The 15539-nt window shown below is 34.2% G+C and carries 11 protein-coding genes; all 11 read left to right on the forward strand.

Going from position 1 to position 15539, the window contains the following annotated elements:
* Positions 1 to 253: 253 nt before the first annotated feature.
* The 11 genes from nifJ (at position 254) to CVU84_13155 (ending at position 15472) form a co-directional block, all read left to right on the forward strand.
* The gene (gene nifJ / locus CVU84_13105; GenBank protein PKM93846.1) at positions 254 to 3766 is read left to right on the forward strand and encodes a pyruvate:ferredoxin (flavodoxin) oxidoreductase; all 3513 of its coding nucleotides are present in this window, start codon (positions 254 to 256) and stop codon (positions 3764 to 3766) included.
* Positions 3767 to 3913: 147 nt separating this feature from the next.
* Positions 3914 to 4495 (forward strand): nucleoside recognition protein, encoded by a 582-nt coding sequence (locus CVU84_13110; protein ID PKM93847.1) that lies wholly within the window; start codon positions 3914 to 3916, stop codon positions 4493 to 4495.
* Positions 4492 to 5019, forward strand: a complete 528-nt coding sequence (locus tag CVU84_13115; protein ID PKM93848.1) for a spore maturation protein — start codon at positions 4492 to 4494, stop codon at positions 5017 to 5019. The genes CVU84_13110 and CVU84_13115 overlap by 4 nt, the downstream gene beginning before the upstream one ends.
* Positions 5020 to 5088: 69 nt before the next feature.
* Entirely contained in the window at positions 5089 to 5547 is a 459-nt protein-coding gene (locus CVU84_13120; protein PKM93994.1) for a MarR family transcriptional regulator, read from the forward strand.
* A gap of 239 nt (positions 5548 to 5786) precedes the next feature.
* Entirely contained in the window at positions 5787 to 7115 is a 1329-nt protein-coding gene (locus CVU84_13125) for an ABC transporter substrate-binding protein (GenBank protein PKM93849.1), read from the forward strand.
* Positions 7105 to 8892, forward strand: a complete 1788-nt coding sequence (locus tag CVU84_13130; GenBank protein PKM93850.1) for a hypothetical protein — start codon at positions 7105 to 7107, stop codon at positions 8890 to 8892. The genes CVU84_13125 and CVU84_13130 overlap by 11 nt, the downstream gene beginning before the upstream one ends.
* A gap of 15 nt (positions 8893 to 8907) precedes the next feature.
* A complete protein-coding gene (locus CVU84_13135) occupies positions 8908 to 10509 on the forward strand; it encodes a hypothetical protein (protein ID PKM93851.1) in 1602 nt (533 codons plus the stop codon).
* A 294-nt stretch (positions 10510 to 10803) separates the two neighbouring features.
* On the forward strand, positions 10804 to 11466 hold the full coding sequence (locus tag CVU84_13140; protein PKM93995.1) for a methyltransferase: 663 nt from the start codon (positions 10804 to 10806) through the stop codon (positions 11464 to 11466).
* Positions 11432 to 12208 carry a glycerophosphodiester phosphodiesterase gene (locus CVU84_13145; protein PKM93852.1) on the forward strand — a complete coding sequence of 259 codons (777 nt, stop codon included), beginning with the start codon at positions 11432 to 11434 and terminating at the stop codon, positions 12206 to 12208. Before CVU84_13140 ends, CVU84_13145 begins: the two co-directional genes overlap by 35 nt.
* Positions 12209 to 12267: 59 nt before the next feature.
* The gene (locus CVU84_13150) at positions 12268 to 13848 is read left to right on the forward strand and encodes a choline transporter (GenBank protein PKM93853.1); all 1581 of its coding nucleotides are present in this window, start codon (positions 12268 to 12270) and stop codon (positions 13846 to 13848) included.
* A gap of 127 nt (positions 13849 to 13975) precedes the next feature.
* Positions 13976 to 15472, forward strand: a complete 1497-nt coding sequence (locus CVU84_13155) for a choline transporter (protein ID PKM93996.1) — start codon at positions 13976 to 13978, stop codon at positions 15470 to 15472.
* Positions 15473 to 15539 lie beyond the last annotated feature (67 nt).

The following is a 15539-nucleotide window of genomic DNA, read 5'->3' on the forward strand; positions in this document are numbered from 1 at the left end:
GGGAAAAGCGGCATAAAGTAAGCGAGAATTTTAAGTCTCAATAGCCGATTTTCCTATTACGATGAAAGTTCTGCAAAAGAAATTGGGAAAAGCGGCATATTGTAAACCAGAATTTTAAGTTTCAATAGCCGATTTTCCTTGGTTAAAAAAATCACTAAGTACTAAAAAAAAAACATTACTTACCAGAATAATATGTTATAATTATAAGACGAGAGTTAAAATTCATTTACTTATTTTCCTAAGGAGGTTAATTATGTCTAAAATTATGAAAACAATTGATGGCAATACAGCTGCGGCTCATGTTGCCTATGCATTTACAGAAGTTGCTGCAATATATCCAATTACACCATCATCAAACATGGCTGAAAACGTTGATGAATGGGCAGCACATGACAAAAGAAATATTTTCGGTCAAAAAGTACAAGTTTCCGAGCTTCAATCTGAAGGTGGAGCAGCAGGTGCAATGCATGGTGCTTTAGCAGCAGGTGCATTAGCAACTACATTTACAGCTTCTCAAGGCTTACTTCTTATGATTCCAAACATGTATAAAATTGCTGGAGAACTTCTTCCGGGTGTTTTCCATGTAACTGCTAGAGCTATTGCAGGTCATGCATTATCTATCTTTGGTGATCATTCAGACGTGATGTCTGCAAGACAAACAGGTTGTGCGCTTTTAGCTTCTGGTAGTGTTCAAGAAGTTATGGACATTGCAGGGATTGCGCATTTAGCAGCAATAAAAGGAAGAATGCCATTTATTCATTTCTTTGACGGCTTTAGAACATCTCATGAAATACAAAAAATCGAAATGATCGATTACAGTGTATTTGATCAATTGTTAGATAGAGAAGCGTTACAAGAATTTAAAGAAAGAGCATTAAGCCCTAACCACCCAGTTACTCGTGGTACAGCTCAAAATCCAGATATTTTCTTCCAAGCAAAAGAAGCAAGCAATACATTTTACGATAATATTCCTGATATTGTTGCGAATTATATGGACGAAATGGGTAAATTAATCGGAAGATCCTATAAACCATTTGATTATTATGGTGCTCCTGATGCAGAAAACATCATTGTTGCAATGGGTTCAGTTACAGAAGCTATTGAAGAAACAATTGACTACTTAGCAGCAAAAGGTGAAAAAACTGGAGTTATTAAAGTCCATTTATACAGACCTTTCTCAGAAAAATATTTCTTCAATGTAGTACCTAAAACAGTGAAAAAAATTGCGGTATTAGATAGATGTAAAGAGCCAGGCTCAATTGGAGAACCTCTTTTCTTAGATATTCAAAGTTTATACTACGGAAAAGAAAATGCACCTATAATCGTAGGTGGACGTTTTGGTTTAGGTTCAAAAGATACTACACCATCACAAATCTTATCAGTATTTAAAAACTTAAAAGCAGACAAACCTAAAAAAGGCTTTACAATTGGTATTGTTGATGACGTTACAAATACATCTCTTGCACTTGACGAAATGATTAATACTGCAAAAGCGGGAACAATTACTTGCAAGTTCTGGGGTCTTGGATCTGATGGTACAGTTGGAGCAAATAAAAATGCTATCAAAATCATTGGTGACAATACTGATATGTATGCACAAGGATACTTCTCTTATGACAGTAAAAAATCAGGTGGAGTTACAATTTCTCATTTAAGATTTGGTAAATCCATGATTAAGTCTACTTATTTAGTAAATGAAGCTGATTTCATTTCATGTTCAAATGAAGCATATGTTCATCAATATGATTTGTTAAGTGGTATTAAAAAGAATGGTACATTCTTACTTAATACAGTAGCATCAGCTGAAGAAGTGGTAGCACAACTTCCAGCTAAAATGAAAAAAAGCTTAGCAGACAAAAATGTGAAATTTTACATAATTAATGCAACTAAGATTGCTGAAGAAATTGGTCTTGGAAACAGAACAAACATGGTTATGCAAGCAGCCTTCTTCAAATTATCAGAAGTTATTCCACTTGATGATGCGGTTAAATTTATATACAAAGCAATTGAAAAATCTTACGGTTCAAAAGGCCAAAAGATTGTAGATATGAATACAAAAGCTGTTGATCAAGGTATCAACGCGATTGTTAATATTGAAGTTCCAGCAAGCTGGACAAATGAAACAGAAACAGAAGTAGCTGCAACAAGCAACAAACCAGCATTTATCACAGACATCATGGAGCCAATTAACAGACAAGAAGGTGACTTGTTACCTGTAAGTGCATTTGTTGGTGGTGAAGATGGAACATGGCCACAAGCAACAGCTTCTTATGAAAAAAGAGGTATTGCGGTTAATGTACCAGAATGGCAAATTGACAACTGTATTCAATGTAATCAATGTTCATTTGTTTGCCCACATGCTGCAATTAGACCTTTCTTATTAACAGATGAAGAAGTTAAAAATGCACCAGCTAACTTTGCTACTAAAAAAGCTGCTGGAAAAGCATTAGAAGGTTTACATTACAAAATTCAAGTAAGTACGCTAGACTGTACAGGTTGCGGTAATTGTGCTGATATCTGTCCTTCAAAAGTAAAATCATTGGTTATGAAGCCAATTGCTTCTCAAAGAGATCAAATTGAGAGCTGGGAATATGCAGTATCACTTCCAGTAAAAGATAATCTTGAAAATAAATTAACGATTAAGGGTAGCCAATTCCAACAACCATTACTTGAGTTCTCAGGAGCTTGTGCAGGTTGTGGAGAAACACCTTATGGAAAAGTAATTACTCAATTATTTGGAGATAGAATGATCGTTGCAAACGCTACAGGCTGTTCATCAATCTGGAGTGGTTCTGCACCTTCAACACCATATTGTAAAAACCAAAATGGAAGAGGTCCAGCATGGGCGAACTCACTATTTGAAGATAATGCAGAATATGGTTATGGAATGGCAGTTGCTTCTAAGAATATGAGAAATGTTCTACTTGAAGACCTAGCTGCACTTGCTGCATCTGATGTTGATGCCGCAACAAAAACAGCTGTAGCTAGTTACTTAGAAACAGTTGATGATGTTGATGCATGTAAAGCAAAAGAAGCGGATGTTCTTAAAACATTAACTGCAGTTGCTTCAACGAATGCACTAGCTGCAAAAGCATTAACGAACAAAGACCACCTTGTTAAAAAATCTGTTTGGATTATTGGTGGAGATGGTTGGGCATATGATATCGGATACGGCGGTTTAGACCACGTATTGGCTTCTGGAGAAAATGTGAATGTATTGGTATATGATACAGAGGTTTACTCTAATACAGGTGGTCAAGCATCAAAATCTACACCAATTGGTGCAGTTGCGAAGTTTGCTGCTGCTGGTAAAAACATGAAGAAAAAAGATTTAGGTATGATCGCAGCAACTTATGGTTATGTATATGTAGCACAAGTAGCTATGGGATCAGACAAAAATCAATTCTTAAAAGCAATTATTGAAGCTGAAAAACATGATGGTCCATCCTTAATCTTAGCGTATGCACCATGTATCAACCACGGTATTAAAGGTGGTATGGGTAAAACACAAGAGCAAGAAGATTTAGCAGTTAAATCTGGTTACTGGCATTTATACAGATTCAACCCAGCTAGAAAAGCTACAGGGGAAAATCCTTTCGTTCTTGATTCAAAAGAACCTACATTATCATTTGTAGACTTCATTAAGAGTGAAACGAGATACACTACATTAGAAAAATCTTTCCCAGATATAGCTAAAGATTTATTCGCAAAAGCGGAAGCTGATGCGAAAGAAAAATACTTAGCTTACAAGAAATTAGCTCAATAAAATTAAGTAAAAAAAGATATAAAAGACATAAGGCACTTTGCCTTGTGTCTTTTTTTTGCCTTTTGGTATATCAGTTCTAAAATCAATTAATAGACATTAATTATAGGAAAAAGCCATATACATATAAAAAATCTATGGTGTATTAACATGATAAATTATTTGTGGGCCATATTGATCATAGTTGGGGTGCTCTATGGTTCCGTGACGGGTACGTTAGGGCAAGTAACACAAGGTGCAATTGAAGAAGCTAAAGCAGCTGTGGCGTTAGGTGTGACTTTAATTGGCGTTATTGCTATGTGGACTGGACTTATGAAGATTGCTGAACGGGCTGGCGTAATTCAGGCCTTGACTCGGTATATGTCTCCCATTTTGAAATTTCTATTTCCTAATATTCCAGAGAGGCACCTAGCAAGGAAGCATATTGCCACCAATTTGATAGCGAATATGCTAGGACTAGGGTGGGCAGCAACACCAGCCGGGTTGAATGCTATGAAAGAGTTGCAAAAGTTAAACAAAGATAAGGAAGTAGCAAGTATCGAAATGTGTACATTTTTAATTATTAACATTTCATCGGTTCAACTTATTTCAATAAATATGATTGCGTATAGAACACAATTTGGATCTGCGAATCCCACTGAGATCATAGGTCCATCTCTAATTGCTACTATTGTTTCTACCGTTGCAGGTATACTATTTTGTAAATTTATGATGAAGGTGAAATCCCATTGAAAATGCTCATGCTGTTCTCGGATATTATGATTCCACTTATTTTTGTAACAATCATTTGTATAGGTATTTCAAAAAAAGTACCCGTCTTTGATACCTTTATTGAAGGAGCAAAGGAGGGCATTAAAATTGTAGTTGATATTTTGCCAACCTTGATTGGGTTAATGGTTGCGGTAGGTATTGTTAGTAGATCAGGACTTTTAGGGTTTCTAACAACGTCATTAAAACCTATTACTGATAAACTAGGATTTCCAGCGGCATTACTTCCAATAGCAATGATGAGGACTATTTCTGCGTCTGCTACGACAGGATTGGTTTTAGATATCTTTAAAACGTATGGACCAGATACCTTAGTAGGTCGTATGACGTCAATAATGATGGGCTGTACAGAAACAATATTTTATACAATGACTATTTATTTCATGTCCATTAATATTAAAAAGACACGCTATACCTTATTTGGCGCGCTTTTAGTAACCTTAGTGGGCATAATCGCATCGGTAATCATTACATATCGTGTATTTTGATTTGACAATAAAAAGCATTTGGTATATACTTTGATTATCAAAATATATAAGGTGATTAACTTGAATGATATGCAGAATTCCTTGAACCATTTATTAGTCAAAATGTTTAATGATATTCTTAAAATTGAAGAGCATGTATTGATTAATGACGAATATAAAGATATATCAATAACAGACATGCATGTTATCGAAGCAATCAGTTATGATAGCTCAAGAAACATGTCATCAGTCGCAAAGGATTTAGGTGTTACTATGGGAACGTTGACCATTGCAATCAATAATCTAGTAAAAAAAGAATATGTTAAAAGAACAAGAAGCATTAAAGATAGAAGGGTTGTTCTTATTTGTCTTACTCCAAAGGGCCAAAAGGCATATAAGCACCATGAGCTGTTTCACGAAAAAATGATTATAGAAATAAAGAAACAAATGGATGAAGAGGAAGAAAAGGTATTGTTGAAAATGTTAAATTCAATTAACGAATATTTTTCTACTTTACTACCTACAATAGGCAACAACAAGCATCAATAAACAAGAATAAATACAGAAATAGATACACAAATAGCACTTCTAGTAACAAATACTCAATTTCCATTGCTTTCATAAGAATCCCCGCTCTAACAATAAGTAGAGGGGATTTTTTTATGTATTAAGAAGGTGCAATACATTTGAATGAAAAAATTATAATTGAGGGTTAAATATGAATGTGGTATGATGATGAATAAAGATTGTAGAATACGTCGGAATTTCATTAGAAGGGGTGAAAAGTTATGAAAAAAACAATCCTATTTGTTCTCATTTGTATTAGCTTATTGATGATATCGTGCAATAAGGCTGATATTCTGCAAAAGACTGAGGAAACGCAACCTATAGAAATTGAGTTTTGGTTTGGTTTAACTGGGGTGCAAGGAGATACGATGGAAGATTACATTCAAGCCTTCAATGAGAGCCAAAAAGAATATGTTGTAAAGGGGGTAGCCTTTGACAGCTATGACGTGACGGCTAAAGCATTAGAAACAGCACTTGCAAAAGGGAAAGGACCATCCGTTGTTCTTCTTGAAGATTACCAGATGTATAAAGTTACTGAAAAAGGTGGAATCAGGGCGATTGACGATTTAATTGAAAAAAGCGAGGACTTTAATATTGACGATATTATTCCTAAGTTTTTAAACCAAGTAGTTGTAGATGATCAAATATATGGGTTGCCAATTTATGGGACTACACAGGTTATGTACTATAGAAAAGACTTATTTGAACAAGAGGGAATTTACGTTGAGCAATTAAATACCTGGGAAGACCTAGCGGCAGCAGCAAAAAAACTAACAAAAAAATCAGCAGAAGAAGTACTGGTATATGGATGGGAACCTATGCAGGGAAGAGAAAATCTGATTGATGCAACAATTAATCGTGGGGGAAAGCTTCTGAATGAAGAGGGTACAAGGGTATTGATTGCTGAAGAACCGTGGATAGAAACCTGGGAGCAATTTAGAATATGGATCCATGAGGATCAAATTATGAAAGTACACTATGGTGGTGAGGGTTGGCAGTATTGGTATGCAACAATTGATGATGTACTACAAGGAAGGTCTGGGGGGTATACGGGTTCTGCAGGAGATTTCAAAGAAATAGATTTTAATATTATAGGAGCACATATTCAACCTTATTGGGAAGGATATGAAGAGAATCCATTAGGGGTATACAATGCACATACAATTTGTATTCCAGTTTTTACACCAGAGCGGGAAGCAACGGCAGCTTTTGAATGGATAAAATATTTTACGAGCACGGAAATAACGAGCAAGTGGTCTATGGAAACCGGGTATCTACCTGTTAGATTATCGGCTATTGAAAGTAGAGAATACATTGAATTTATTGATAAGCATCCAAGCTTTAAAGTCACGTTAGAACAGATGAATAGAGCAACCAATATCAGTTACGATCCTACAGGAGGTGCTATTTATGAGGCCTTAAAGATTGCGGCGGAAAAGGTTGAAGTTCTTAATATTCCTGCGGATATTGCGTTAGAAGAAGCACGTAATTCAGCACAAAAAGCTTTGGATGAAGTGAGGATACTTGAAGGAGCAATAAATGAGAATTAAACACTTGAGAATAAAATTTGTTCTTTTCATTTCCCTTTTAACTGTTGGCGTTATAAGTATTTTAGGTACGATTACGGTATCATTTTTCTCGAATGCAATGCTTAAAGAGGTAAAAACGATAGCAGCACAAAAGATGCAGATTATAACGAGTGACTTAGAAGAAGAGCTTAAATATATATTTAATTTAAGCGAAAATATTAAAAACAATCAGGAACTTGAAAAGAATCTATATATAAACACTACGAATAGTGAAGAGCTGTATGAAAAAATGCGGTTAATTTCAAATATAACTCGAGAATATGCCTATGCTGATGTAGCTATAAATTCTATTTTTGTGATTGACAAAGATAATCAGATATTTGATCCGTTTTATATGATGTCACCTTATAAAGAGATTGTAGAAAACTATGAAGAATTCCATAATTTCAATCGTTTAAAGACCTATTCAGCATTTTCTTTGCCTACAAACTTTCCGAGTAAGCTAGATTCAGAGGAAGGAAGTAAAAGTACAATTACATATTTCGAAACCTATATATCGAAGGAAGATTATCAACCGATTGGAACAATATTAATTAATGTAAAGATTGAATCCTTGTTTCAAAAATTTAAAAATGCATGTAAAGCTGAGTTTGATACAGCCTATATTGTTGACAAACAAGGCAATATAGTTTATAAAATTGAAGAAGAAGAGTCTAAAGCAATCGCGTATAAAGAGATAAATGATAAAGATTCTTCAAGCGGTATCTTTAATGTCAACAAAAAGGATTATTATTTTATTAAGAAAGATCTTGAGGTTTATCCAGGCTGGAAAGTGATCGGTATTATGGAATATAATAACCTGAAAACAAACATTAATACAATTATGAAATACTTTTATGGGATTGCGTTTCTAAGTATCATCATAATTCTTATTTCATCCTTTGTATTTTCTAAAAAAATTACAAAGCCTATATTAAATTTGAAGGAGTCAATGGACATACTAGCATCAGGTGAATGGCCAGAACCCTTAGTACCAACTACCCATGATGAGATTAGAGCACTCATAGAAGGTTATAATAATATGCTGGATGAACATCAAAAATTGATAGAACAAATATATCATGAACAAGAAGAAAAGAAGAAAAAAGAAGTGGAAACAGTTCAATTAAAATTGGATTTGTTGCACTCTCAAATTAATCCTCATTTTATACATAATACATTGCATACAATGCAATATTTATTAAAAGCGAATAAGACAGAAGGTTTACTAGAAATGTTAATTTCATTTAATAGGCTATTACGTTTTAATATGTCTATTGAAAAGGATTTTATAACAATAGAGGAAGAAAAACTATGTATAGATAGCTTTATTAAGATACTTGAATACAGGTATGATTATAGCTTTAAGGTTGAATATACCATTCCAGAAGACATACTTGACTACTTAATACCAAAGTTGATCCTCCAACCACTTGTAGAAAATGCCATTTATCATGGAATCATTCCAAAGGGAGTGGAGGGTAAAGTACTCATAACAATGAAAGCCCAAGATGAAAACTTATTTATTGAAATTGAGGATAATGGTGTAGGAATTGAAAAGGATCTAATTGACAGTATATTAAATAATAAGCAAGCTTCTAATGATAGTTCATTTAATCAAATCGGCGTTCACAATATCGACAAAAGACTTAAGCTTCTATTTGGAGCTGAGTCACGACTGACTATTACGAGCACCTTAAACATTGGAACGACTGTTGCCTTCTCGATCCCTCTGAGAAAACTCAATAGAAAAGCATGATAGTAAGGAGCGAAAATGAAGAAATCTATAATAATCGTAGACGATGAAATGCCATCAAGAGAAATGTTGAAAACCTTTGTTGATTGGGATAAAACTGAATATGAGATCGTTGAAGAATTTGTAAACGGAAAAGATGCATTAGATTTTATTATGAATAATAGGGTTGACTACGTTATAACAGATATCCAAATGCCCGTTATGAATGGTATTGATTTAATTAAAGAAATTAAAAAAGCAAATCCTGGGCAAGCCCTAATTGTGTTAAGCTGTCATGAAAAATTTTCGTATGCGAGAGAAGCGATGAAATATGGAGTGAAAGACTATTTGATAAAAGACATGTTAACACAAGAGGACTTATTAGAAGCATTATCACAAGCAGGAAGCAATTCTGCTACTGAATCTACAGCACAAGCTGATGTATACGAGAATGAATTTGAGCAAAATTCACGAATTAGTTCCTTAGAAGAATTGTTGATTAATACCAGTGACCAGGGAGAACCAATAAAAATAGATGTTTCAAAAAATGAATCTCATGTGCTTATGGTAGTTTTTTTTGAAATGAATAAGCAGTATGGAAGTGCTCTTTTTGAACATGAAAACGAATTAATGTGTAATATTCAAAAAGAATTAACAAGTAAAACCAGTATAAAGAAAGAGTATGTAGTCTGGAAGCCTCCAGCTCAAATTATTATTTTATTAGAGGTTGATCAGATTGCGAGTCAAATTAAATATATATATGATTGTCAAAAGATGGCATTAAAAATTAGAAGTATTATTAATACACTTTGTGGTTGCGAATTGACGATTGGAATTAGTAAAGGCTTTAATGGATATAAAGATATTACACTACGTTATGAAGAAGCGAAGAATGCATGTCACTATAGGGTGTTCTTAGGAGAAAATAAAAACATATTTTACAATACTGTCTTTACCCAAATGACAAAATTCAATCCAAACAGGTTGGAGGAAGGCTTGAACAAGATTTATACTCTTTTGCTTACAGAAGATTACAGTAAAGTTTTCGAAGCTATTAAGGCAATATATGAAGAGGATGTAAAAGGTTTTATGCAATATAACTATATCAAATATGTGAATGCAAGAATAATATCTAGCATTATTCAATATATTAAAGACCATCCTTTTTCTTACGAAACGATTTTTGGTAAAGACTTCATACCGCTGAATGAATTAGATGATAGCAATTCAATAGAAGATATTATAGAGTGGTTTCATATAGTGATTCAAAACATTGAGAAAGCCCATAATCCAAAGGAAACAATTTTATATTCCCTAAGAGTTATTCAAGCACAAGGCTTAATAAAAGCACATTTTAGAGAAGGAATTGGCTTGCATGAAATTGCGGAACGTCTAGGTGTTCACAAGGTATATCTATCTCGAATATTTAAGGAGGAAACAGGAAAGAACATTACACAATATCTACAAGAGCTAAAGATTGAGGAAATCAAGAAATTATTAGAAACGACCAATAAATCAATAAGTGATATTGCAGAAGAACTAAATTATGCGCATTCCCAACAACTATCAGTAGCATTTAAACGGGAAACAAACATGTCACCAAAAGCCTATCGAAATACCCATTTTCAAAAAAAGAGTTAAATTAACTTACAAAAGGTTAATCTTAGCTCTTTTTTTTAATTTGATAAATGATATACTCGAACAAATTAAGAAATTAGGTGATAAGTGATGAAATTTGAGGGTGCATTAGATGAAAGACTGAAAAGTGAACGAGTAATAGCATATGCAAATTCTAAAAATACTCATATTTGGAAAATACCAGCCTTTATTATTTTAATTGTACTAACATTGGTCTCAGGCTTTATTGTGGTTATGAAGGTGCCAAGCATAAGCGTTTTAAACTATAGTCTGGATGCAGGTAATTTCTTTCAGAATATGTTTACAATATTATTAGCAAGCATTATAGGAAGTGTAATTGGCTGGGAAAGAGAAAACAAAAACCGACCCGCTGGTCTTAGAACTTATTCTCTAGTATGTATGGGTTCAGCATTGGTGATGATAACTTCCTACGAAATATTTAATAATTATCATACCCTTGGCAACTTTGATCCAGCAAGACTAGGGGCACAGGTTATTAGCGGCATTGGATTTTTAGGCGCAGGAACTATCATTCGCGATAAATTTTCTGTAAAGGGGTTAACAACTGCTGCAAGCTTATGGGTTGTAGCGTGTATTGGTCTTACGGTTGGAGCGGGGATGTATGTTACGAGTATTATGATTAGTGCAATCGTATATTATGTGATGCACAATTTAAGATGTATGGATGATATAAAAGTAGAGATGATGAATTATGAAATCGTCATACGAATGAAAGAGCAAACGGGGCAAATACGAGAGGTACATAAGGTTTTAGATAAATATAGAATTAATGTAAGAGACATTAATATTAGCTATGGACAGAAAGGTTTATTAGAGGAAGAGAATGACGATTTGAATATTGTCATCCACGCATTAATTATGGATCAATTTGTTGATCAACTCATTATTGAGTTTAATAACATAAATGGAATTACTTCATTTTATTTTAGTGAGTTATGATTTTAATCATTTTAAGGGAGGAAATATCATGATTATCGGACACAAAGGAACAGCAGTCTATGCACCAGAAAATACCATATCAGCAATTAACAAAGCTATTGAAATGGGATTAAATCATGTTGAGATTGATGTTCAGCTAAGCAAGGATGAGGAGGTAGTTGTTATTCATGATTATACCTTGGATAGAACTACAAATGGAAAGGGAGCTGTTAGAAATACAACCTTAGCAGATATGAAATGTCTAAGTGCAGGAGGGTGGTTTGGTGAAGCCTATGAGGATGAAAAGATTCCTACACTAGATGAAGTACTTTGTGTGTTACCAGAAGACGTTACATTAAATGTTGAGATTAAAAACATTGCAAGAGAAAGAGGAAATATTGAAGAACGGGTGCTAGAGTTGATTGAAAAACATAAAATTCAAGACCAAGTGATCATTTCTTCTTTTGACCATGTAAGCTTAAAAAAAGTTAGAACTATGAATGAGACGATCCGAATTGGTGTTTTGATTTATGCGTATTGGCTTGATCCTTGGTCACAGCTAGAGGTCTCTCGATTAAAACCATATAGTATTCACCCCGCTATTGAGTATTTAGATAAAGAATTTGTAATTGAAGCGAAGAAAAGGGGATATGCAATATTTCCATATACAGTGAATAGCCGAGAGGAATATAGCTATTGTATAGAATTAGGAGTAGACGGGGTATTTAGTGACTATCCTAACCTAGTAGATTTAGAAGAATAATCTTAAAAGCAAGTTTCATCAATCATAATGAAATTGCAAATATAAAGGAGGAAGTTATTATGAAAGTTTTATCCAAATTTAAAGAAGGACCAAAAATAGACAAAGCAATATATTGGCCTTCTGTTTTAATCACATTATTTTTAGCAGTTTATTTTGTGTTCAACCCAGAGAAAAGTCTTGTTAAGCTTAATACAGTTTTTAACTATATGACGAACGAATTGGGATGGACATATATTTGGTTTACACTATTGGCTTTTGGTAGTGCGCTTTATTTGATTTTTGGTAAATTTGGAAACGTTATATTAGGATCACCAGGTGATAAGCCGGATTTTTCCACCTTTTCCTGGATTGGCATGATATTCACGGCATCCACAGGCTCATCGTTATTATATTGGGGAACTATAGAGTGGATTTATTATTGGCAAGCACCACCTTTTGGAGCAGAAGTTGGATCGTGGGAAGCAGCAGAATGGGCTTCTGCATACGGTATGTTTCACTGGGGAGCTTCAGCTTGGGCGATGTATGCAGTTATATCAGTAGCAATTGCATATTCTTACCATGTAAGAAAGAAACCTATTTTAAGATTATCAGAAGCTTGTAGAGGGCTTTTAGGTGATCGAGTAGATGGTTGGATAGGTAAGCTAATTGATGTGTTTTTTGTATTTGGTTTAATTGGTGGGGTAACAACATCCATGGGACTTGGCACACCAATGTTAACAGCAGGAATATGTAAATTAACAGGTATCGCACATACTAGAGAGCTAGAACTTATTATTATTACAGTTTGGACTTTATCCATAGGAATTACAGTGTTTTTAGGACTTGAAAAAGGGATACGTAAATTATCCGATTTAAATATATATTTGGCATTTGGTGTACTCGGATTTTTATTAGTCCTAGGAGGACATACGGTATTTATTCTCAACCAAACCACTTCATCAGTTGGATTAATGATACAAGAATTTGTACATATGAGCTTTTGGACAGATGCAGTTGGTCAGTCAAAGCATCCGCAATGGTGGACTATTTTCTATTGGGCATGGTGGGTTGTTTACGCACCAGCAATGGGATTATACATAGCAAAAATTTCTAAAGGAAGAAGCATTAAACAAGTAGTTCTAGGATCAGTTTTTTGGGGATCTCTAGGTTGCTGGATATTCTTCTCGATTTTAGGAAATTACTCCATGGGATTACAATTGAGCTTTAACAACCCAGAATTATTTCCGGGTAGAGCTCTAGATGTTATTTCCATTTTCAATACATCCGGGCCAGCCTGGGCAGTAGTTGAGACCATTGCTGCAGCACCCCTTGGAATGATTTTGCTTTTTGCATTTATTCTATTAGCATTCATTTCTATGGTTACAGGCCAAACTACAATTGCATTTACATTGGCAGCAGTAACTACAAAAGAGCTTAAAGAAACAGAAGAACCAGCAAGATGGAATTCCTTCTTGTGGGCGATAATATTAGGAGCAATTTCAATTTCCCTATTATTATTTAATGCCTTGAAACCACTTCAGACTACATCAATTGTGGCTGCCTTCCCCCTAATGATTGTACTGATTATAGTGGCAATTTCTTTCTTTAAAATGTTAAAAGTAGATAAAGTTCTAGAAAAAATGCAAAATAAGCCTAAGTAAGAATTCCTAAATAATAGGGGAAAGCCATGGAGATTCTCCATGGCTTTTTATTTTATACTAATCGTGTTGTGATGATTCAATGGAAACTTAATAAGGGGATTGAAAGATGCAAAATAAGAAGTTATTCATCTCAAGGAATCATATTGTTTTTGTGTTCTCAATAATAATCATTTTGTTTGTCGCATTTTGGGGCATTTTCTTCCCAAAGAATCTAGGAGATAAAGCCAGCGTAGCCTATAATCTACTGATTTCTAGATTTGGATGGGTGTACTTGCTATCAGTATCAATATTTTTGATTTTCTGTATTTATTTGATATTCAGTCCATATAAAAATATCAAATTGGGGAGTAATGATTCAAAACCTCAATTTTCTACTTTTTCTTGGTTTGCAATGCTTTTTAGTGCAGGTATGGCAGTAGGATTGATTTTTTGGGGTGTGGCAGAGCCTTTAAGTCATTTTGTGAGTCCTCCACACGAGTTGGCTGGAGCAGGATCTCAAGAAGCAATTATGCTTTCGCTAAGATATTCTTTTTTTCATTGGGGGTTACATGCGTGGGCAAACTATGCATTATTTGCCCTTGCAATTGCATATTTTCAACTAAGAAAGGGCTATCCAGGTTTAGTTAGCAGTATTTTCATTCCATTAATTGGTGAAAAAAATGCCAGAGGATGGATGGGTATTATGATTGATTTATTAGCAATATTTGCAACAGTAACGGGTATAGCCACAGATTTAGGCTTAGGAACACTACAAATTAACAGTGGTTTACATATGCTTTACAATATTCCAGAAAATATAACCGTACAAATTATCATTATTATTGTAGCAACTATTTGCTTTATGACTTCCGCCATTAGAGGACTAGAAAAAGGAATAAAGCTATTATCAAATATAAATTTATGGTTATCGATTATCTTGGTTATTTTGGCCATTATAGTTGGACCAAAGCTAACAATAATCAGAAATTTAGTGGGAGGTTTATTTGCTTATGGGTCAAATATTATAGGCGATAGTCTACCAATAGGTTATTTATCTAGTGATAAAGAGTGGTTAGGAAATTGGACAATATTTTACTGGGCTTGGTGGATTGCTTGGACACCTTTTGTAGGAACATTTATTGCAAGAATATCTTGGGGTAGGACGATAAAAGAATTTATTATGGGAGTGTTATTTGTTCCAGTAATAGGATCCATTATCTGGTTTTGTATATTTGGTACGTTAGGAATGTCACAGGGTGAAAACATAGCTACATCAGCACTTAAATCAATACCAACAGCATATTTCACTATTATTGAACAATATCCTATGAGTGGTTTGATATCCTTTCTGACAGTAGTTTTGCTCTTTATATTTTTTGTGACCTCTGCAGATTCATCAACATTTGTACTTGGAATGTTCTCATCAAATGGAGATCCAAACCCTTCGACAAAGAATAAAGCTGTATGGGGTATAGTTCAATCATTACTAGCATTGGGGTTGTTGCTTGCAGGAGGGTTAGAGGTTTTACAAACGGCCAATATTGTTGCAGCATTTCCGTTTGCATTTGTTATGCTGTTTGCAATGATAGCATTAATGAAATCGTTAAAAGAAGAGACGTCAGTTGCTAATAAAATTTCAAAGTAATGCATATAACAAAAACGCAACAAATAATTTATTTGCTGCGTTTCTGTTTTTGGTGGTGTTTGTTTTG

The sequence above is a fragment of the Firmicutes bacterium HGW-Firmicutes-1 genome, from assembly GCA_002841625.1.
Lineage (GTDB): Bacteria > Bacillota > Clostridia > Lachnospirales > Vallitaleaceae > HGW-1.

What these genes read in the sequence shown, in the direction of transcription:
- nifJ (PKM93846.1), top strand. Translation starts at nt 254, where the DNA reads ATGTCTAAAATTATGAAAACAATTGATGGCAATACAGCTGCGGCTCAT.
- CVU84_13110 (PKM93847.1), top strand. Translation starts at nt 3,914, where the DNA reads ATGATAAATTATTTGTGGGCCATATTGATCATAGTTGGGGTGCTCTAT.
- CVU84_13120 (PKM93994.1), top strand. Translation starts at nt 5,089, where the DNA reads ATGCAGAATTCCTTGAACCATTTATTAGTCAAAATGTTTAATGATATT.
- CVU84_13125 (PKM93849.1), top strand. Translation starts at nt 5,787, where the DNA reads ATGAAAAAAACAATCCTATTTGTTCTCATTTGTATTAGCTTATTGATG.
- CVU84_13130 (PKM93850.1), top strand. Translation starts at nt 7,105, where the DNA reads ATGAGAATTAAACACTTGAGAATAAAATTTGTTCTTTTCATTTCCCTT.
- CVU84_13135 (PKM93851.1), top strand. Translation starts at nt 8,908, where the DNA reads ATGAAGAAATCTATAATAATCGTAGACGATGAAATGCCATCAAGAGAA.
- CVU84_13140 (PKM93995.1), top strand. Translation starts at nt 10,804, where the DNA reads ATGTTTACAATATTATTAGCAAGCATTATAGGAAGTGTAATTGGCTGG.
- CVU84_13145 (PKM93852.1), top strand. Translation starts at nt 11,432, where the DNA reads ATGGAATTACTTCATTTTATTTTAGTGAGTTATGATTTTAATCATTTT.
- CVU84_13150 (PKM93853.1), top strand. Translation starts at nt 12,268, where the DNA reads ATGAAAGTTTTATCCAAATTTAAAGAAGGACCAAAAATAGACAAAGCA.